Below are 19,494 nucleotides of genomic sequence, written 5' to 3' on the forward strand. Positions count from 1 at the left end.
AGCGTTCCTTCTCTGGGAACACTATCATTATTGTTCCTTCCTACGCAACAATAATCCATTTAGCCATTTCATGTTGGAGAGTGTGCGATGCTGCGACCCGAACATGGGAGTCGCAGCAAAGACCTCTTAGTGACGGAAATCAATCACCATACGGCCACGGATTTTGCCTTCTTCCATCTCGGTAAAGATGGTGTTGATGTCCGCTAACGGACGCAGGGCGACTTTCGGCACCACTTTGCCTTCGGCGGCAAACTGGAAGGCTTCGGTTAGATCCTGGCGCGTGCCGACCAGCGAACCGACCACTTCAATGCCATCCAGCACAAGACGTGGGATATCCAGGCTCATAGACTCCGGCGGCAGACCGACAGCCACAACACGACCGCCTGCACGGACAGCATCAACTGCCGAGTTAAACGCAGCTTTAGCTACTGCTGTTACCACCGCAGAGTGAGCGCCACCGGTTTTCTCCTGCACAATTTTGGCGGCGTCTTCGGTGCGTGAGTTAATCGCTAAATCTGCACCCATTTCGGTTGCCAGTTTTAACTGCTCATCATTGACATCAATGGCGATCACTTTGGCGTTAAAGACATTCTTTGCGTATTGCAGGGCGAGGTTACCCAGACCGCCAAGACCGTAGATAGCAATCCACTGCCCGGGACGAATTTTTGACAGCTTAACGGCTTTGTAGGTGGTGACCCCCGCACAGGTAATGCTGCTGGCCGCCGCCGAGTCCAGACCATCTGGCACTTTTACCGCGTAATCGGCGACCACGATGCACTCTTCCGCCATCAACGCTGTATCCGGCATTTTTAACTGAACGGCAGAGCGTTTCGTTACCACTGTTACAGTATTCGCAATGACCGCATCCTTCGTAGAACCACGCCACGCTGGCACGATCGCCTGGTTTTAATGAGGTGACACCTGGACCCACTTCTGCCACCACACCGATGCCTTCATGGCCCAGAATTACGTCGGTTTTGTCACCAAAATCGCCATTCTTAACATGAAGATCGGTATGACATACACCACAACACTCCATTTTCAGCAGGGCTTCGCCATGTTTCAGTGAGCGCAGTGTTTTATCCGTAACGTCAACATGATGATCCTTCGTAACAACTGCAGCCTTCATAGTTCCTCCTTTTCGGATGATGTTCTGCATAGCAGGTGAGGCAAATGAGATTTATTCGCCACTACCCAGTATGGATGAGATCTGAAAAAGGGAGAGGAAAATTGCCCGGTAGCCTTCACTACCGGGCGCAGGCTTAGATGGAGGTACGGCGGTAGTCGCGGTATTCGGCTTGCCAGAAATTATCGTCAATGGCTTGTTGCAAAGCTTCGGCAGAGGTTTTCACCGCCACGCCTTGCTGCTGCGCCATTTTGCCAACCGCAAACGCAATTGCACGGGAGACTTTCTGAATATCTTTTAGTTCCGGTAGTACCAGACCTTCGCCGTTCAGCACCAGCGGCGAATACTGTGCAAGCGTTTCACTTGCCGACATCAGCATCTCATCGGTGATACGTGACGCGCCGGAAGCAATAACCCCCAGGCCGATGCCCGGGAAAATAAAGGCGTTGTTACACTGGGCGATAGGGTAGATTTTATCTTTCCATACCACTGGATTAAACGGGCTGCCCGTGGCGACCAGCGCGTTACCTTCGGTCCAGGCGATAATGTCCTGCGGTGTGGCTTCCACGCGTGACGTCGGGTTAGACAGCGGCATCACGATCGGACGCGGACAGTGTTTATGCATCTCACGGATGATCTCTTCCGTAAACAGCCCGGTCTGTCCTGAGACGCCAATCAGAATATCTGGTTTTACATTGCGCACCACATCCAGCAGTGACAGCACATCGCTGTCGGTATCCCAGTCACTGAGGTTTTCGCGTTTCTGCACCAGTTTGGTCTGGAAAGGCAGCAGGTTCGGCATCTTGTCCGTCAGCAGGCCAAAGCGATCGACCATAAAGACTTTCTGCCGCGCCGCTTCCTCGCTTAATCCTTCGCGCTGGGTCTGGGCGATGATCATTTCGGCAATGCCGCATCCCGCTGAACCTGCGCCAAGGAAGACGATTTTTTTCTCGCTTAACTGACCACCTGCCGCTCGGCTTGCTGCGATCAGTGTGCCGACTGTTACCGCCGCAGTGCCCTGAATGTCATCGTTAAAAGAACAAATTTCATTGCGATAGCGGTTAAGTAACGGCATCGCATTTTTTTGAGCAAAGTCTTCAAACTGCAACAGCACGTCTGGCCAGCGTTGTTTCACAGCCTGGATAAATTCATCAACGAATTCATAGTATTCGTCGTCAGTGATACGCGGATTACGCCAGCCCATATACAGCGGATCGTTAAGCAGTTGTTGGTTGTTCGTTCCGACATCCAGCACCACCGGAAGGGTATACGCCGGGCTGATGCCGCCACAGGCGGTATAGAGCGACAGTTTACCGATCGGAATGCCCATCCCGCCGATGCCCTGGTCACCAAGCCCCAGAATACGTTCACCGTCAGTCACCACAATCACTTTGATATTATGGTTCGGTACGTTTTGCAGAATATCGTCCATATTGTGGCGGTTCTGGTAAGAGATAAACACGCCGCGTGAACGGCGGTAGATCTCAGAAAAACGCTCACAGGCTGCGCCGACGGTTGGGGTATAAATAACAGGCATCATCTCATCAAGATGATTGTTTACCAGACGGTAGAAGAGGGTTTCGTTGGTGTCCTGGATGTTACGCAGGTAGATGTGTTTGTCGATTTCGGTTTTGAATCCCTGATACTGGATCCATGCTCGTTCCGCTTGTTCTTCGATGGTTTCGACCACTTCCGGCAGTAACCCCAGCAGGTTGAAGTTACGGCGTTCTTCCATGCTGAAGGCACTGCCTTTATTCAACAACGGAAATTCCAGCAGTACAGGGCCAGCGTAAGGGATATAAAGCGAACGCTGTTTTTTTGTTTTTGGTTCCATGTCACTCACTCTTTTTTGAATATCCATCCCTGGCACGCTTTTATCGTCTTTGCTTTACCGCCAGGGCGTCGGCCCCAAGTATAAAGCAGATAAAAACAAAAACACCATTGCGCAGGCAATGGTGTTTAATCGTCATTGAGGACTGATGGTTATGAATTACTTTTCAGCGGGGCGTTTTCTGCCGGTTGGGTTATTTACCACGCTGGATTTGTCACCTTCGGTAACTATTTTGCGCTGGTTAGAAATTTTATGGTCCAGTCCAAGAATATGACGTGCCTGACGGTTCGATTTCATTTTAACTCCTCAATCCTGTTGCTAGTTTTAAGGACAACATCGCCGTAGCGAAGAAACACGTGCTAAACCCCTAAATTAGGTTGCCGATCAAGCATAGCACCTTAAAGCGTAGGGTGCTGGCCACTGACCACATAATTGATCGTTTGCTGGTAGATATCACTGAGGATGTCGTTATCAGAAGCTTCCACCCATTTGGTCAGCTCCATGAGAATGTCATCTTCAGTGACAACACCTTGCTCTGCCCGAAGGCCTTGCTCAATGGCATTAACCAGAGCGGGTTCTGCTGTTGAATTTTCTGCCTGATAATAAGTAAACATAGTGATTCTCCGTGTCTGTGTATTTATGGTGTCTGCTACGGATCGCAGATTTATAAAGCACATTCAGCATGGCAAATATTTGCCGCTTCGTTGTTAAGATTAGTCCTGGTTGATGATTTTTATATTTTAACTCCATGATATTGATATGTATTATTATTGTGGTGAGTTGATTGATATTGATGCAATATCTCTTGAGATATATATTCCCGGTTATCTATTGTGGGAATTTAATTTAAGTGCAGAAGTAATATTTTCGCCGTATTTTATTCGGAATATCCTGCTTATCCTCGTGCTGTTTCTCACGTAGTCTATAATTTCCTTTTTAAGCCCACAGGAGAGCAACAATGACAATCCATAAGAAAGGTCAGGCACACTGGGAAGGCGATATCAAACGCGGGAAGGGAACAGTATCCACCCAGAGTGGCGTGCTGAACCAACAGCCGTATGGATTTAACACGCGTTTTGAAGGCGAAAAAGGAACCAACCCTGAAGAACTGATTGGCGCAGCGCATGCCGCATGTTTCTCAATGGCGCTTTCATTAATGCTGGGGGAAGCGGGATTCACGCCAACATCGATTGATACCACCGCCGATGTGTCGCTGGATAAAGTGGATGCCGATTTTGCGATTACGAAAATCGCACTGAAGAGTGAAGTTGCGGTGCCGGGTATTGATGCCTCTACCTTTGACGGCATCATCCAGAAAGCAAAAGCAGGATGCCCGGTTTCTCAGGTACTGAAAGCGGAAATTACGCTGGATTACCAGTTGAAATCGTAAAGCATTGCCGGATGACGCGTCAGGCGCGTGAATGCCTGATGCGTTGTTAGCATCTCTACAGCGCCCGCCAGCACCGGAGCTCACGTCCGTCCTCCCTTATTGCTAATGATTGCCGGACTTCACATCCGTGGGTTGCCAGAGGGCAACGTTCGTAGAAAAAACAGCCTTGTGGCAACGTGCGGTTTCCCGGCAGATCCGTTTTACATAATGCCCATTCTTCCTCCAGCGGTTTATCAATGGCGGGGAGGGAATCCAGCAATAATCGGGTGTATGGATGTGCAGGTGCCGTCAGCACCTGCTGCGCGTCGCCCAGTTCTACAATCTGCCCGAGATACATCACCGCCACCCGATCGCTCATATGACGTATCACCGAGACATTGTGTGAAATCAGCACATAAGTCAGCCCGTGATTTTCCTGTAGCGTTACCAGTAAATTGAGGATCTGCGCCTGCACGGAGATATCCAGCGCCGAGGTTGGCTCATCAAGCACAATCACGTCAGGCTGCGAAGAGAGTGCTCTGGCAATGGCAATGGCGATGCGTTGCCGCTGCCCGCCGGAGAACGCATGAGGCAGGCGGTCGAGATACTCCGGACGAATACCCACCTGCACAGCCAACTCCTTTGCCAACGCTCGCCGCTGTTGTTCACTACTACGCTTAGCTATCCAGAGCGGTTCTGTGATGATGCGCCACACCGATAAGCGCGGATTAAGCGAAGAGAGCGGGTCCTGAAACACCATCTGCATAATGCGTTGTGATCCTGAACGGATGTATTGCCCGTGGCTCGGTTGCAGCATACCCATTAAAAGCTGTGCGAGGGTGCTTTTGCCGCAGCCTGACTCACCGACGATCCCTAAGGTTTCACCACGGCGGATCTGTAAATCAATACCATTAATCGCATGAACATGTTCCGTAGTTTTACCAAGCCAGCTTTTACGGGCCGGGAAATTGATATGGACGTCGCGTAACGTTAATAACGTGTCAGATACTTATGACCTCCTGCTGCGGATACCAACAGGCGCAGCGCTGGTTGTTGTCACCACACGCTGTCAGCGCCGGGACGTTTTCACACTGTGCACCTGCCGCATAGCAACGATCGCGAAAAGCGCAGCCGTCAGGCAAATGGGTGAGGTTTGGTACCGTCCCTGGAATGGCGGGTAATGGCTGGCGTGGTACTCCATGTTCTGGTGCGCATTGCAGCAAACCAATGGTATACGGATGCCGGGGATGATGGATAACGTCTGCCGTCACGCCGCTTTCAATTACGCTTCCGGCATACATCACGTAAACGCTATCGCACAGTTGCGACACCACGGCCATATCATGGCTGATGAACAGTACCGCAGTTCCACTGGCGCGAGCTTTATGTTTAAGCAAACGCAGTACCTGCAACTGTACCGTGACGTCCAGCGCCGTAGTCGGTTCGTCGGCAATAATCAATTGCGGCTCGCAGGAGAATGCCAGCGCAATCATTACCCGCTGGCGCATACCACCTGAAAGCTCAAACGGATAGCGCGACATAACTTCCACGGCATCCGGGATTTGCATCTCTTCCAGCAGGGTAATCGCTTTAGCTCTGGCTTCCCGACGACTTATTGGTTGATGATGGCGGATCACGTCCATCATCTGAAGACCTATTCGACGTGTCGGATTGAGGGCGGTCATCGGTTCCTGAAAGATCATCGCCACTCGTGCGCCGCGCCACTGACGAAGCTGTTTCTCCCGAGCGTTAAGAACATCGTCTCCCAGCAGTGAAATCTGCCCCCGATGTACGCAATAACTGCCCGTCGGTAGCAGACGCATAATCAGCATTGCGGTGACTGATTTACCTGAGCCGGATTCTCCCACCAGACCGACAATTTCACCGCGGTTAATCTGCAAGGACACATTGTTGAGCACGTGAACATAACCGTTAAAACCGGGGAAACTCAAATGCAGCTGTTGAATGTCCAGAACGGGTTGGGTCATGACTGCTTTCCTCCTGCTTTCGGGTCAAGCAGATCGCGAATACCATCACCAAAGAGATTAAACCCGACGGCGGTAAGCAAAATCGCTGCCCCCGGAAATGCGCAATACCACCACTGATCGAGTACATAGTTGCGACCATTAGCTACCATCGCGCCCCATTCAGCACTCGGTTGTTGAGCACCCAGGCCAATAAATCCCAACGTGGCGGCCATTAAAATCGCGCTACCGATATCCAGCGATGCCTGCACGATCAGCGGCGGCAGGGAGTTACGTAAAATATGCCAGCTGATCAGATGCCAACGCGACGCACCAAAGGTTTTCGCCGCCTGAACATAGGTATACTGGCGTACAACTAATGCTTGCCCCCGCGCCAGGCGCACATAAAAGGGAATTCGCACAATAGCAATCGCCAGCATGGCGTTAAATAAACTCGGCCCGAGAGCGGCAGCCAGTGCCATTGTCAGTACCAACGAAGGAATCGACAGCATAATGTCCATGATGCGCATGATGATGGCGTCTGCGCGTCCGCCAAGCACACCGGATAGACATCCGAGTAGCGAACCAATCATACCCGCAATGGCAACCACGACTAATCCGGCGAGAATTGATTGCTGACTGCCGACCAGTACGCGGCTGAACAGATCGCGTCCCACTTCATCGGTGCCAAACCAGTGCGCCGCAGAAGGCGGCAAAAGGCGGGCGGTTAAATCAATGGCGTTGGGATCATGCGTCGCAAGCCACGGTGAAAAAATCATCATCAATAGCATTAATACAATGATGACTGCGCCGGTCACGGTGAGCGGACTGCCTTTCAGCATCCATACCAGTTTTGCACCGTTAAATCGCGTTTGTTTTTGTGGGCGTACGGCGGACGTTTCCTCGCTTAGCATCATTCACCACCTCCACGTCCGATACGCGGATCAATCCACAAATAGAGCAAATCCACCACCAGGTTGACCAGCACATAAGCAAATGAAACCACGACGGCAAAGCCCATCACTGCCGGGAAGTCGAGCGCCTGTATTGATGTTACTACCCATGCACCCATTCCGGGCCAGGCAAAAACGGTTTCGGTGAGCACTGCGCCATACAACAAATCGCCCAGCGCCAGACCCAATACGGTAATCGATGGGATCAACGCATTGGGTAGCGCATAACATAAAACGATATACCAGCCGGGCAAGCCGCTGGCCCGGGCGGTACGAATGTAGTCTTCACTCAATTGTTCCAGCATCGCTGAGCGGATCTGGCGAGCGACAATTCCCAGGTGAACGAACGCCAGCGTTAATGCCGGTAAGATGAGATGTTGCAACGCATTGAAGAAGACTTCACCGTTGCCTTCAAGCAGCGCATCGAGCAGATAAAAGCCGGTAACGTGCGTTGGTGGATCCAGCCAGTCATCAAGCCTTCCGCCGCCGGGAAGAATTTGCAGATGACCATAAAACAGCACAATGACGCCCAGTCCAAGCCAGAACGCAGGTGTGGAGATTCCGGTAATGGCCATTATTCGCACCAGATGATCCAGCCAGCGATTTCGCCAGACTGCAGAGAGTATGCCCAGCGGGATGCCAATCAGGAGTGCCAGCAGCAGGGCACAAAAAGCCAGTTCCAGCGTCGCCGGGAAAAATATACGCAACTCTTCCAGCACCGGACGCCCGGTACGAATGGATGTTCCCAGGTCACCATGAAACAGGTCGCTGAAGTAGCGGTAAAACTGTACATACAGTGGCTGGTCCAGTCCCAGTTGCTGGCGAATATTTTCCACGATAGCATCGCTGGCGCGGTCACCCGCCAGTAACCGCGCCGGATCGCCAGGGATCAGATGCGAGATAATAAACGTAATCACGCAGACGCCCGCCACCACGAGCACCAGCCCCCAGCAGCGTTGGCGTAAAATACTCCAGAAGGTCACGTTATTTACTCATGGTATTGATATTGAAGACCTGTTCCAGCATGGGATTGAACACAAAGCCTTTCACCTCTTTGTTCATCGCCAGTTGGTAGTTTTTCTGGAACAGGTACACATAAGCAGCGTCATCAATGACGATTTTCTGTGCCTGCTGGTAGTCCCGGGTACGCTGCGTCTGGTCGGTGGTCGCAAGCGCATTGCGCAGTAACTTATCGACCTCACTGTTTTCATAGAACGAGCGGTTACCCGGCAGACCTTTTTTGTCTGACTCAAACCAGTAATTCATAAACATATACGGGTCGGCAAAATCCGGACTCCAGTTGCCAATCGCAATGTCGTAATCACCTTTACCCACTCTGTCGCGCATGGTGGCGTTCGCCAGCTTTTCCAGCTTCACATTGATGCCCAGCTTGTTGAGACTGGATTGTGTCGCCAGAGCAATAGGCTCCCAGTTCGGATCGTTATCGGAGTAGAGAAACGTCAGGCTGGTGGGTTTGCTCGTCACTTTATCCCATTCGGCTTTGGCTTTCGTTTCGTCATGGTTGTATTGCATTGCCGTCGCATCGTAGCCCCACATGCCTTCCGGAATCGGGCCGCGCATCTGTTTTCCGTTACCACTCAGAATGCCGTTAACCATGCCCTGATAATCGGTAGACCAGGAAATGGCCCGACGCAGATCCGCCTGATTAAGAGGCGCTTTGCTGTTATTCAGATACAGATAGGTAACGCGCAGTGACGGATACTCTGCCACATTGACTTTATTTTCCTGCTTCAGGGCGTTGAGTTGATCCACCGGCAGCGCATCGGCAATGTCAATGTCGCCACGGGAGAGCTGCAGGCGACGGGAGGCACTTTCACCGATAATTTTTACCGATACTCGCTTAAAGTTCGGTTTATTGCCGGGGTAATGCGGATTTGGCACCAGAACTAATTGCTGACCTTTTTGCCAGCTTTTCAGCATAAATGGTCCGGAACCGGCGGTATTTTGCGCGAGGAAGCCGCGAGCATCATCCGCTGCATGTTCCTTTAAGACCGCCGGATTGATAATGGATGCACCGTCATTCGCTAGCGTGTAGAGGAACGGTGCGAATGGTTGGCTAAGGGTAAACTTCACCGTATGTTCGTCGGGAGTATCAATCTTTAAATCTTTGGGAAATGCTTCTGCTGGCCCCTGGCCGATTTTTAGTAACCGCTCAAAAGAGAGTTTTACTGCTTCGGCAGTGACAGGTGTGCCATCGGCAAATTTAGCATTGTCCTTCAGGGTGAACGTCCACTCTTTTTGATCGTCAGACGCTTTCCAGCTACTTGCCAGATCGCCTTCAACGTCGGTTGAGCCTTTATCACCGTCCGTTTTGTACTGAACCAGCCGCTGATAAGACGGGTAGGTCACTGTCCAGTCGTTATTATCTATTGTTACCGCCGGGTCGAGGGTTTGTGGATCGGCGGCCTTACCAATCACCAGCATATCTTTCGGTACGGCGGCGTGCGCAACCGGGAAAGTTGTGGCAAGGACGAGCGCGAGCAATGTGGGACGAAACGATATCGATCTCTTCATGACAGTTTCCTGATTAACTGACGTGCTGTGTGCCAGGGGATATAAAACAAGAGAATTGATCAGCGAGCAGAGGGTAACTCGCTGCCTGGGGTAATTCGAAGTGCCACCATTCGCTGGAGATACCGACAAAACCGCCACCAGTCATTATCGCATTCAGCAACAGGCGATTGCGCTGAGCGGCGGGCGGGACGGAAGGGTGATAGGCATGGGAGCGCTCGTGCATTTCATCGAACCCTGCGCCCATATCCAGGATGTTCCCGTGCTCATCACGAAGCGTCAGGTCGATCGCCGTGCCACGGCTGTGATTAGAACCGACCGTCACATCAACAACATATTGCGGGTCTGGGCAGGCTTGCCACAACATCGCCTGTGCTTGTTGTGGGCGATACGCATCGTAAATCACCAGTTGTAAGCCTGACAGCTGGGCGATACTGATACTTTTCGCCAGCGCGGTAATCGCATCCTTGTGTAACAGACAACGCGCTTGCTGGTAAATAGCTTTACCTGTGATGTTATCAGCGCAGGCGTATTTCAATTCGATCTCCAGATCAGGGAAGATCACGGCTAAATCAACCAGTTCGGTGGTATCCGACATAAACGGTTCCTGTATTAAGACAAAAATTGCTGCGCTTTCCGCTTATGCAGATCTCATGCCATGCCGGGATAAGCGCCAGAATGCTGGCTTAAAGTTATATTTTTTAACTTTTGATCAACATTTGTGCAGCGTAGTGCAGTTTTGGTGCAAGAGGGGAAGTTAAGGAAGGAATCTCCCGGAATCGTAGCTGAAATCACAGTATTTAAGTGACAGTGTCACGTTAAATGAAAACCCGCGAGTGCGGGCGAGAGGAATTTGTCAGATTTTCAGCGGTAACACGCTGCTCATCCAGCCTGGAATTTCCTCGGCGGGTAGGGGGCGGGAAAAGAAATATCCCTGAATAACGCGACAGTGGATCTTGCGTAGCATCTCAAATTGCTCTTTGGTTTCGACGCCTTCCGCCACGACGGTTAAATTGAGGCTTTGCCCAATGCTGGTAATGGCTTCAAGTAAGGCAAGGATGCGTTTTTCCGTCAGACAACGATCGACAAAACTTTTGTCAATTTTGATTTCCGTTACCGGAAGACTGACTAAGCGGGATAATCCGGAAAAGCCCGTGCCAAAATCATCTACCGATAAGCCCACGCCCATATCGCGCAGGATCTGAATGCGCTTAAAGATTTCGGTATCGTGTTCCATCATCATGCTTTCCGTGATTTCTACCGTCAGCTGGTGGCCGTCAATACCCCAGGCTTGCATTGCATCAGACACCTGATTAGGCAGCTGATTACTGCGAAAGTGCAGCGCCGACAAGTTCACGGATAACGCCGGGATATGAATATTCTGGCTACGCCATTCTGCTAACTGACGGCAAGCTTCCGCGATGACCCAGCGCCCAATATTTTCGATTTCACCAATCTCTTCTGCGAGAGGAATAAACCGTGAAGGGGGTACATGACCATGCTGGGGATCGTGCCAGCGAGCAAGGGCTTCGATGCCGTACAGTTCACCCGTTTCTGCGAAGATTTGCGGCTGGTAAACCAGTTTCAGTTGGTTATTGCTAATCGCTTCTTTCAGCGCTGCGCCTAAAACCAAACGCTCTTTTACCATTTCGTTCATCGCCGGGCTGAAGAACTGCCAGCCGTTACCGCCATTCTTGCGAATATAATCCATTGCATTGTGAGCAGTGGAGAGCAGGTAATCGCGGTTTTTACCCACGTCGTAGCTGATGCCAATACTCAAGGTTAGCGGGAATGGTTTATCGTCAATCATTATCGGCTTGCTGACCACATTCCGTAGCTCATCGGCGATTTGGGTAATGTTACTGACGTCGTTTTCCAGGCTCACGAGGACAAACTGCGTACCTTCGATACGACAGAGATACTGATCCGGTTTGAGTTTTTCACGAAAGCGATTGACCACTTCCAGCAATGCCTGATCGGCCCACGCATAGCCAAGGCTATCAATCACATCCTGAATATGGTCAACACCGATGAGATACACCACCGGAGAGACGGCTTTGTCGACAAGGTCATCGAGGTAATTGTGCAGGTTATTGCGATTTGGCAGACCGGTCATCGGATCAAATTGGATGAGTTGTTCAATATGCTGACGGCTTTTTTCCTGTTCCAGCGCCAGCGCGGCCATATGCTGGCTGATATCTGCCACGCGTTCGATAAAGGCGCTGGTTTCTGCTCCTGACGAGGTTTTAATTTGCAGGATCCCCGCAGGCGCACCATCACGCTGACGAATGGTCGCTGACCAGCTTTGCGCATTTTGAACTTCTGCACCGTGCGAAGATGACGCCCAGTGTATCGGCATCCCGTTGCGCAGTGCGAACAGCGAAACATGCGATTCGTTGAGAACAGATTCGATGTTACGACAAATGATTTCCCCCATTTCATGAAATGGCGGGCTGCTGCACATGGCGGCGAGAATATTGCCTTCAAGCTGGCGGATCTGCCGTTCTTCGGTGATATCCGAGAAGGTCATTACCAGGTTCTGCAGATGCGCGAGCACGTCATAAACCGGGCTGATAGAGGCTTTAATCCAGATTTTTTCACCGGTGCGTGTCAACAGCAGAAATTCGTCCTGATCGCGGGCGGTTTTCCATAGCAACTGTTGTAAACGAATGCGGTTATCGGCAGGGAATTCAGGAATGTTCAGGAGTGTATCGGGCTGCATACCGCTGGCTTCGCTAATGCAGTAACCAAACATTTCGGTAAATGCGCGATTGCACTGCACAATATGGCGTTCCGGATCGAGGACAATCACCGGTCGGTCGAGATGGTCAACGGCAATAATCAATTGTCGGGTCTGTTCTTTTTGCGCCATTTCTACGCTGGCATCCCGTACCAGCGCCAGGTAATAAACTTTCCCCTCGGCGCTCACTTTCGATAGCGCAAAACGGGTCCAGATTTTACTGCCGTCTTTTTTCTCCAGCTGCAGCTCCCGACTCATCCCCTCGACGCGCGCTTTACCACCTTCACGGTTATGACGAATGTATTCAGGATGCGCAGGACGCAAATCCCGCGGAATCAGCATATCAATGTTATTGCCAATGACTTCTTCACGTTTGTACCCCCAGAGCTTCTCTGCGGCGGGGTTGAAAAACATCACTTCATCATTTTCGTTAATTAACACCGCGCCCATCATATTTTGTTCAAGGGCGGGGAAAAAAATGCCATCGGCGGCATTTTCCGCATCGGTTAGCTTCATGATTACCTCTGCATCCTGGCGCATCTAAAGACTGGCTTTCCAGAGTTCAACACGGTTTCTACCTCGTCTTTTGGCGATATACAGAGCTTCATCGGCTATTTGAATGAGGCGCTCATAGTCAGGATGACCATTAAACATGGCGGCACCGATGGAAAGTGAGAGGGCAATATCCTCGCCGTTTGCGGCTTTCAGTTTGGTTTTCTCCACCCGACTGCGAATACGTTCTGCGGTACGTAACGTTTCGTTTTCAGAAGCTTCAGTCAAAACAATGATAAATTCATCGCCCCCGTAGCGAAAAACATAATCACTACTGTGGACGTTGTCATAAAAGGCCTGAGAGACTTTACGCAGAATTTCATCGCCAGTGTTATGGCCCCACGTATCGTTGATCTCTTTGAATTTATCAACGTCAATAATCAGCACTGACAGCGGTGTACCGGTCCGGTTGGCATGGGCAATTTCGCGTTTGAAGATAGTCGGCAGGAAACGGCGGTTAAGTAATTTCGTTAGTACATCCATACCGACTTCGTGGCGCGATACTTCTTCAAACAATTCACGCAGCAAGGTAATAATCTGCGATACGGTATTTCTTATCTGTAATAAAAATTTCACCCGCAGACTTCTGTTATTCAAATTCCTGGTGTTACGCATGGTTTGATTGAAAATACCGTCGAAATCCTGAATGAGACGGGAGATATGGCCTACTTCGGCAATGCCACTAAAATAATGTCGACCTTTATGGTTAAACCACAGGCCAAAATCAGCCTGGCTTAATGGCAAACTACTGCCTAAATCAGAATCCAGCAGGATTTTATAGATAATATCTATTTCCCATGAAAGTATTGAGGCTATTTGCCGTTCTTTTTCTTCTTCGGCGTTTTCCAGTAACGAGAAGATACGATAATTTTCATCTTCCTTTGAGGCACTACTGTCACTAAAGGTAAACGCGCGGGTCATCACTTCCATCGCGATATCAATACTGTTAATCGAGAAATGATAGACCTGAAGTTTTTCTGCGGCGGAATAATCCGAAGAGAAGATTACCGGATAGAGGATTTTTTTCAGCACCCGAAACCCCATCTCGACAATTTCTACCGGAATTCCTATGCGGGCATGCACTTCCGCGACGGTATGCTGGATTTGTATTAGCCTTTCGACATCGTCAACCTGGGCAGAAAGCACGTTAATAATCCAGCGTTCCATCGCACTTTTCAACTGCCGCTCAACTTGTTCATTACTCAAGAATTCTTCGGCATGCGGGTCGATGCGGACAATTCGATAAAACTCGATACTCAGATAATGAGCATGCGCAACGGCAATTTCCGCGGCTTTAGCACGAATGAGTGGATCTGCCTGTTCGACAAGTCCGGTCCACTCATCTTTCATTCTTTTAAAATACATCTCCATAATTCACACCCTTATAAGGCTGGGAAATCAGACGGAATCAAAACGCAACGTGCGAGATTGACTAACTGCACCATATTCTCCTGAAATATGAAGATATACTGAAAAGAAATAAGCGACTTAGGACAGTTTCAATCTACGCTACTGTTCTTCAGAAGAGTATAGCCCATCGTAATTATTTTTCGGTGACAGCGAATATCGTATGGTTTTTCATATTCATACATTTTTATTAGGGATTTATAGCTGTTTAACTAAGTGTGGTTAATTGCGTGGTTAATTTGACTTATGTAAGCATGATTACTAGTGGGATATTTCACAAGGTGTAACAAGCCGGTGGGTAAAGCACCGGCTTGTTACAAAGTAAGCATGGGAGTTTAACTGCCCCAACGACTTTGCAGATAGCTGACCGCTTGTTGAGTCTGCGGTTTATTCAGATAGTCCTCACGGAACAAGATGGTGCCGCTAATTTCTGGTACCGCATCGTTAAGATCGAGCTGCTTTTTCAGTTCCGGTACGCCGCCGTTAATCATCCAGTCTGGCTCTATCTTTGAAGGTTCACCCACTTTATAGAAGGCGATACCGATATACAGGCGGGTCCTGGTCGGTTTAACGACATCCGCCCACCATTTTGCCAACACGTCATAACGCGCGGCACTCCGTGAGAACGGCCAGTAAATTTGGGGAGCAATGTAATCCAGCAATCCTTGTTCCACCCATCGACGGGTGTCAGCGTAGGATTCGTCATAGGCTGCCGCGCCTCGGGTATCGGAACCGAGCGGATCGTGTGATCGGTTACGCCACACGCCTGCCGGGCTAACGCCAAATTCGACTCCCGGCTTAATGCTTTTAATGGTGTGCGATACTTTTGCAATTAACTGCTGAGTATTGTTGCGCCGCCAGTCTGCTTTTGACGCAAATGCGCCTCCGTATTTGCGGTACGTTTCGTTATCATTTAGCCGTGAACCCGGTGACTCAGTATAGAAATAGTCGTCAAACTGCACGCCATCTACCGGATAGCGGGAAACCACTTCTGCGACTATTGATGTGATCCAGTCCTGAACCTCAGGGATGCCCGGGTCGAGGACAAAGCGATCGCCAGACGTTCTGATCCAGTCACGGTGTTGCACATAGACGCTCGCCGGTTGTTGAGACAGAGTGCTATTCAGTTCCCTGATAGTACCGGGCTTCGTATTAACCGATACGCGATAGGGGTTAAACCAGGCGTGTACTTTCATCCCACGCTTGTGGGCTTCGTCGAGCATAAATTGCAGCGGATCGTAACCCGGATTTTCACCAATCTTACCGGTCATAAGATCGGACCATGGCAAAATTTTCGATGGCCACAGGGCGGTACCGTCCGGCTTAACCTGGAAAAAGACCGTGTTTATACCGAGACGTTGCAGATGATCCAGTTTGTCGATCATCGCCTGTTGTTGTACACGGGCCCGGCTGGTGGGGTTACTAATGTTAACCGAGGAAACCGGTGGCCAGTCGAGGCGAGACACCGTGGCCAGCCAGATGCCACGCATCGGTTGTGACGATTGTTGCGTCGTGGCTGGTGGCTTTGAACCTGCTGGTGGTGTCACCATGGACTCTGGAGGCGTGCTTTTACAACTACACAGTAAAAGTGCCAGTGCAACCAGTATCGCTGGTCTTCTAATCGCTAATTTCTCGTTTCGGGAGCAGATATCCATATATGCTGGTTTCCGGTAAACAGATGTGCGCTCATTCTCGTACTTATCCCGGTTAAGTCAATACGACAGCGAGCACGAAAAAGGGAGCGATGAATTATCGCTCCCTTGTCTTATAACCATTCAGACATGGTTAGTGTTTCTTGTCATTCATCACAATATAGTGTGGTGAACGTGCACGCGGGTGCAGGAAGAAGTGACCTTTTGGTGCGTTCTGACTGTTGATTGGCTCCAGAGTGACGCCGGTATTCGCTTTGCCTTTACGATCATGAACAGCATAGAGAATAAAGGGCAGGGCAAGTACCACCAGGAAACTAACGACCAGTAATTCAACATACATATCGGTAGAGTCACCCTGGATGTTATCCGGCGGCAGGAAGGAAACAATAAACGCCATAATTGAAGTCAGCAGACCGACAATAGCCACGACCAGTTTCACCCCTTTACCACCAGGGATATTAAATGTGCGTTTTAAGTCAGGATGTTTAAGAACCAACACAATGTAGCCAATAAACAGCATGAAATAAGCACACAGATAAATCACCACCGTCAGCGCCAGTGCGATCAGGAAGGACATGTTGTTACCGCCACCGGTATTGGTGAGGATGATCAACGCGATAGAAGTAATCACCAGCTGTGAAATGACCAGCGTTACCGGTACGCCATTTTTGTTCATTTTAGCGAATGCCGCTGGCAGCAGGTTTTTCTGCGCTGTGACATACATCCCGCGAGAAGGACCAACAATCCAGGAGGCGATTTCCGCCAGAACACCCAGCAACAGCAGTGCGGAGATCACGCGAACCGTCCACTCAATTTCCGGTGCCACATGGGACATCAGAACGGTAAAGGTTTGCATTACCCCTGCGGAGAGGTTGATTTCATTACCCGGAATGACCATCGCAATAGACAAACCACCAACAGAGCTTAAGCAGATTGCCGCTACCATCAGCAGTAACATAGCCAACGGATAGTCGCGCCCTGGGTTGCTCATTTCATTGACGTGGGTTGCGGATGCTTCTACGCCCATATAACTCAAAATGAAGGCAACAAATACAACCAGGGTGCCCACTTTAGAGAAGTCAGGGAAGAAGGTCTTTGAATCCATTTCGATAGCAACGGGGGCACCGGAGTGCAGATAAATAGCCGCTAATGCGATCAAAATAAATGCAGGTAACAGGATACCGGCGAAGAAGCCAACTTTAGCAATTCGTGCCGTGTATTTCGTGCCACCAAACTGCGTTAATGCCAGCGCCCAAAGAATGATGAGTGCTGCAATAGTTTTGGTAATGGGGTCTTCATTCAGCGCTGGCCATTTCAGGATGTAGGAGAGTGCCCCTAACACGAAATAGAGCATCGGAATAAAACCAATGGCGATTTGCAGATAGCCAAATGAGATCGCTGCAAATCCCCATCTCGGCCCCAGAGTATTTGATACCCAGGCGAAGACACCACCTTCTTCCCAGCCGTCGACGGTGGCCATTTCCGCAGCACAAAGTCCCACGGGAATAAACCATAAAATCCCGCCTAATAGCAGGAAGAAGACTAATGAAAAGCCCGATGTTGCGAAGGTAGGGTATTCATAAACAGCCATTACCATCGATGCCGTTATGGCAAAAAAGCCGAGTAATGTGAGCTGCTTAGCTTTACCTGTCTGTACTGATGTAGCCATATTATCCCCCTAAAACGGTATTCCTGTCGGAACCGCACCTGTTTTGTTCTGAAGCGTATTCAGAACAATATTTTCCGTTGCTAATGCCAGTGAACAGACTTTGGAAATTATCCCGAAACGGGTTCGTTTCGGGACACCGTTACCGTTAAACGTTATCAGGTATGTTTAAAGCTGTTCTGCTGGGCAATACCCTGCAGTTTCGGGTGATCGCTGAGATATTTCAGGGAGGCTTTGTAGTCTTCCAGCAACAGTTCAGCAAAGTCCATTTCGAAGCCGCGACGACACATAATGCGCATCACCACGATGTCGGTGGCTTCACCGCCGAGAGTGAAGGCCGGAACCTGCCAGCCGCGCAGACGCAGACGTTCAGAGAGGTCGTACAGGGTGTATCCCGGATCTTCACCCTCTTTCAGTTTGAAGCAAACCGCCGGGATGCCTTCGTCCGGGCGACCGGCACAGATGAACTCATACGGCCCCAGTTTGGCGATCTCATCCGCCAGATAGGCAGCGACCTGGTAGGAAGCATTCTGTACTTTGGTATAGCCTTCACGACCAAGGCGCAGGAATTCATAGTACTGTGCAATCACCTGACCCGCCGGGCGGGAGAAGTTGATGGCAAAAGTACCAATCTGACCACCGAGGTAGTCAACGTTGAACACCAGTTCCTGCGGCAGCGCTTCTTCGTCACGCCAGATAACCCAGCCGCAGCCCAGCGGAGCCAGACCGAATTTGTGGCCTGAAGCACTGATCGATTTCACACGCGGCAGGCGGAAGTCCCAGACGATATCCGGGGCGACGAACGGTGCCAGGAAGCCACCGCTGGCGGCGTCGATGTGCATGTCGATGTCGATACCGGTGTCGGCCTGGAATTTATCCAGTGCATCGTGCAGCGGTTGCGGGAACTCATAGTTACCGGTGTAGGTCACGCCGAAAGTCGGCACCACGCCGATGGTATTTTCGTCGCAGGCTTCAATCATGCGTTTCGGGTCCATAAACAACTGACCGGGGCGCATAGGGATCTCACGCAGCTCCACATCCCAGTAGCGGGCGAATTTATGCCAGCAGATTTGTACCGGACCGCACACCAGGTTTGGTTTATCCGTTGGTTTGCCTGCAGCTTCCATACGCTTGCGCCAACGCCATTTCATCGCCATCCCGCCGAGCATACAGGCCTCGGAAGAACCAATGGTGTTGGTGCCAACGGCCTGACCATTTTTCGGCGCAGGCGCATGCCACAGATCGGCAACCATATTTACGCAACGCAGGTCGATGGCTGCGGATTGCGGATATTCTTCTTTGTCGATCCAGTTTTTGTTAATGGATAAATCCATCAATTTGTGGACATTTTCGTCGTCCCAGGTCTGGCAGAAAGTGGCCAGGTTCTGACGAGCGTTGCCATCAAGATATAATTCGTCATTGATAATCTGGAATGCGACATCGTCGCGCATTTCGTGCAGCGGAAAACGTTTTGATTCTGCGATAGTGGAAATAGACTTCGCACCAAAACGTGAATCGAGTAGTTCCGACCTTAAATCCGTTACTTGCTTCTTATCCATTTTAAACTCCTTAAAATGATTGGATCGCATTAAAAAAGTAGGATTTATCGATAAAGTAAGCAAGTGCAAAGGACTCGTGTTTAAATAACAAAATCCTAATGTTATTTATCGTGAGATATTACGAGAATAATATTTTTTCATTG

15 protein-coding genes and 1 pseudogene are annotated in these 19,494 nt (G+C 50.2%); 1 reads left to right on the top strand and 15 read right to left on the bottom strand.

Annotated elements, in window-relative coordinates; translation table 11 throughout:
- Positions 1-126: 126 nt before the first annotated feature.
- From adhP to bdm, 4 genes and pseudogenes are all read right to left on the bottom strand, one after another.
- Positions 127-1,129, bottom strand: a pseudogene (gene adhP / locus C1P89_RS06365) (alcohol dehydrogenase AdhP).
- A gap of 133 nt (positions 1,130-1,262) precedes the next feature.
- The gene (gene maeA / locus C1P89_RS06370) at positions 1,263-2,960 is read right to left on the bottom strand and encodes a malate dehydrogenase (protein WP_000433464.1); all 1,698 of its coding nucleotides are present in this window, start codon (positions 2,958-2,960) and stop codon (positions 1,263-1,265) included.
- Between the two features lie 156 nt (positions 2,961-3,116).
- Positions 3,117-3,254, bottom strand: a complete 138-nt coding sequence (sra, locus tag C1P89_RS06375) for a stationary-phase-induced ribosome-associated protein (RefSeq protein ID WP_000841554.1) — start codon at positions 3,252-3,254, stop codon at positions 3,117-3,119.
- A 101-nt stretch (positions 3,255-3,355) separates the two neighbouring features.
- Positions 3,356-3,571, bottom strand: coding sequence for a biofilm-dependent modulation protein (bdm, locus tag C1P89_RS06380; protein ID WP_000495769.1), 216 nt, complete (start codon positions 3,569-3,571; stop codon positions 3,356-3,358).
- 344 nt (positions 3,572-3,915) lie between these two features.
- Here bdm and osmC point away from each other — a divergent pair, with 344 nt between their 5' ends.
- A complete protein-coding gene (osmC, locus tag C1P89_RS06385) occupies positions 3,916-4,347 on the top strand; it encodes a peroxiredoxin OsmC (protein ID WP_000152316.1) in 432 nt (143 codons plus the stop codon).
- Between the two features lie 55 nt (positions 4,348-4,402).
- Here osmC and C1P89_RS06390 read toward each other — a convergent pair whose 3' ends face one another.
- From C1P89_RS06390 to gad, 11 genes are all read right to left on the bottom strand, one after another.
- On the bottom strand, positions 4,403-5,299 hold the full coding sequence (locus C1P89_RS06390) for an oligopeptide/dipeptide ABC transporter ATP-binding protein (RefSeq protein ID WP_049800985.1): 897 nt from the start codon (positions 5,297-5,299) through the stop codon (positions 4,403-4,405).
- A 28-nt stretch (positions 5,300-5,327) separates the two neighbouring features.
- The gene (locus C1P89_RS06395) at positions 5,328-6,314 is read right to left on the bottom strand and encodes an ABC transporter ATP-binding protein (RefSeq protein ID WP_000193571.1); all 987 of its coding nucleotides are present in this window, start codon (positions 6,312-6,314) and stop codon (positions 5,328-5,330) included.
- Positions 6,311-7,207, bottom strand: coding sequence for a D,D-dipeptide ABC transporter permease (gene ddpC, locus C1P89_RS06400; RefSeq protein WP_000979613.1), 897 nt, complete (start codon positions 7,205-7,207; stop codon positions 6,311-6,313). The genes C1P89_RS06395 and ddpC overlap by 4 nt, the downstream gene beginning before the upstream one ends.
- Positions 7,204-8,226: an ABC transporter permease gene (locus C1P89_RS06405; protein ID WP_000145100.1), complete on the bottom strand. Its 1,023-nt coding sequence runs from the start codon at positions 8,224-8,226 to the stop codon at positions 7,204-7,206. Before C1P89_RS06405 ends, ddpC begins: the two co-directional genes overlap by 4 nt.
- 1 nt (position 8,227) lies before the next feature.
- The gene (locus C1P89_RS06410; RefSeq protein ID WP_000830572.1) at positions 8,228-9,778 is read right to left on the bottom strand and encodes an ABC transporter substrate-binding protein; all 1,551 of its coding nucleotides are present in this window, start codon (positions 9,776-9,778) and stop codon (positions 8,228-8,230) included.
- Positions 9,779-9,791: 13 nt separating this feature from the next.
- Positions 9,792-10,373: a D-alanyl-D-alanine dipeptidase gene (ddpX, locus tag C1P89_RS06415; protein WP_001285833.1), complete on the bottom strand. Its 582-nt coding sequence runs from the start codon at positions 10,371-10,373 to the stop codon at positions 9,792-9,794.
- Between the two features lie 258 nt (positions 10,374-10,631).
- Positions 10,632-13,031: an oxygen-sensing cyclic-di-GMP phosphodiesterase DosP gene (gene dosP, locus C1P89_RS06420; protein WP_014334021.1), complete on the bottom strand. Its 2,400-nt coding sequence runs from the start codon at positions 13,029-13,031 to the stop codon at positions 10,632-10,634.
- 24 nt (positions 13,032-13,055) lie between these two features.
- Entirely contained in the window at positions 13,056-14,438 is a 1,383-nt protein-coding gene (gene dosC, locus C1P89_RS06425; protein WP_005146315.1) for a diguanylate cyclase DosC, read from the bottom strand.
- Positions 14,439-14,809: 371 nt separating this feature from the next.
- Positions 14,810-16,129, bottom strand: a complete 1,320-nt coding sequence (locus C1P89_RS06430; RefSeq protein ID WP_000350356.1) for a family 10 glycosylhydrolase — start codon at positions 16,127-16,129, stop codon at positions 14,810-14,812.
- Positions 16,130-16,259: 130 nt separating this feature from the next.
- Entirely contained in the window at positions 16,260-17,795 is a 1,536-nt protein-coding gene (gadC, locus tag C1P89_RS06435) for an acid resistance gamma-aminobutyrate antiporter GadC (protein WP_000246019.1), read from the bottom strand.
- Positions 17,796-17,950: 155 nt separating this feature from the next.
- Entirely contained in the window at positions 17,951-19,351 is a 1,401-nt protein-coding gene (gad, locus tag C1P89_RS06440; RefSeq protein WP_000358922.1) for a glutamate decarboxylase, read from the bottom strand.
- Positions 19,352-19,494 lie beyond the last annotated feature (143 nt).

The organism is Shigella sonnei (assembly GCF_002950395.1).
Lineage (GTDB): Bacteria > Pseudomonadota > Gammaproteobacteria > Enterobacterales > Enterobacteriaceae > ECMA0423.

Coding starts and splice junctions, on each gene's coding strand:
- C1P89_RS06430 (WP_000350356.1), bottom strand. CDS start 16,129: ATGGATATCTGCTCCCGAAACGAGAAATTAGCGATTAGAAGACCAGCG.
- C1P89_RS06395 (WP_000193571.1), bottom strand. CDS start 6,314: ATGACCCAACCCGTTCTGGACATTCAACAGCTGCATTTGAGTTTCCCC.
- bdm (WP_000495769.1), bottom strand. CDS start 3,571: ATGTTTACTTATTATCAGGCAGAAAATTCAACAGCAGAACCCGCTCTG.
- C1P89_RS06410 (WP_000830572.1), bottom strand. CDS start 9,778: ATGAAGAGATCGATATCGTTTCGTCCCACATTGCTCGCGCTCGTCCTT.
- maeA (WP_000433464.1), bottom strand. CDS start 2,960: ATGGAACCAAAAACAAAAAAACAGCGTTCGCTTTATATCCCTTACGCT.
- ddpX (WP_001285833.1), bottom strand. CDS start 10,373: ATGTCGGATACCACCGAACTGGTTGATTTAGCCGTGATCTTCCCTGAT.
- gad (WP_000358922.1), bottom strand. CDS start 19,351: ATGGATAAGAAGCAAGTAACGGATTTAAGGTCGGAACTACTCGATTCA.
- ddpC (WP_000979613.1), bottom strand. CDS start 7,207: ATGATGCTAAGCGAGGAAACGTCCGCCGTACGCCCACAAAAACAAACG.
- gadC (WP_000246019.1), bottom strand. CDS start 17,795: ATGGCTACATCAGTACAGACAGGTAAAGCTAAGCAGCTCACATTACTC.
- osmC (WP_000152316.1), top strand. CDS start 3,916: ATGACAATCCATAAGAAAGGTCAGGCACACTGGGAAGGCGATATCAAA.
- dosC (WP_005146315.1), bottom strand. CDS start 14,438: ATGGAGATGTATTTTAAAAGAATGAAAGATGAGTGGACCGGACTTGTC.
- dosP (WP_014334021.1), bottom strand. CDS start 13,031: ATGAAGCTAACCGATGCGGAAAATGCCGCCGATGGCATTTTTTTCCCC.
- sra (WP_000841554.1), bottom strand. CDS start 3,254: ATGAAATCGAACCGTCAGGCACGTCATATTCTTGGACTGGACCATAAA.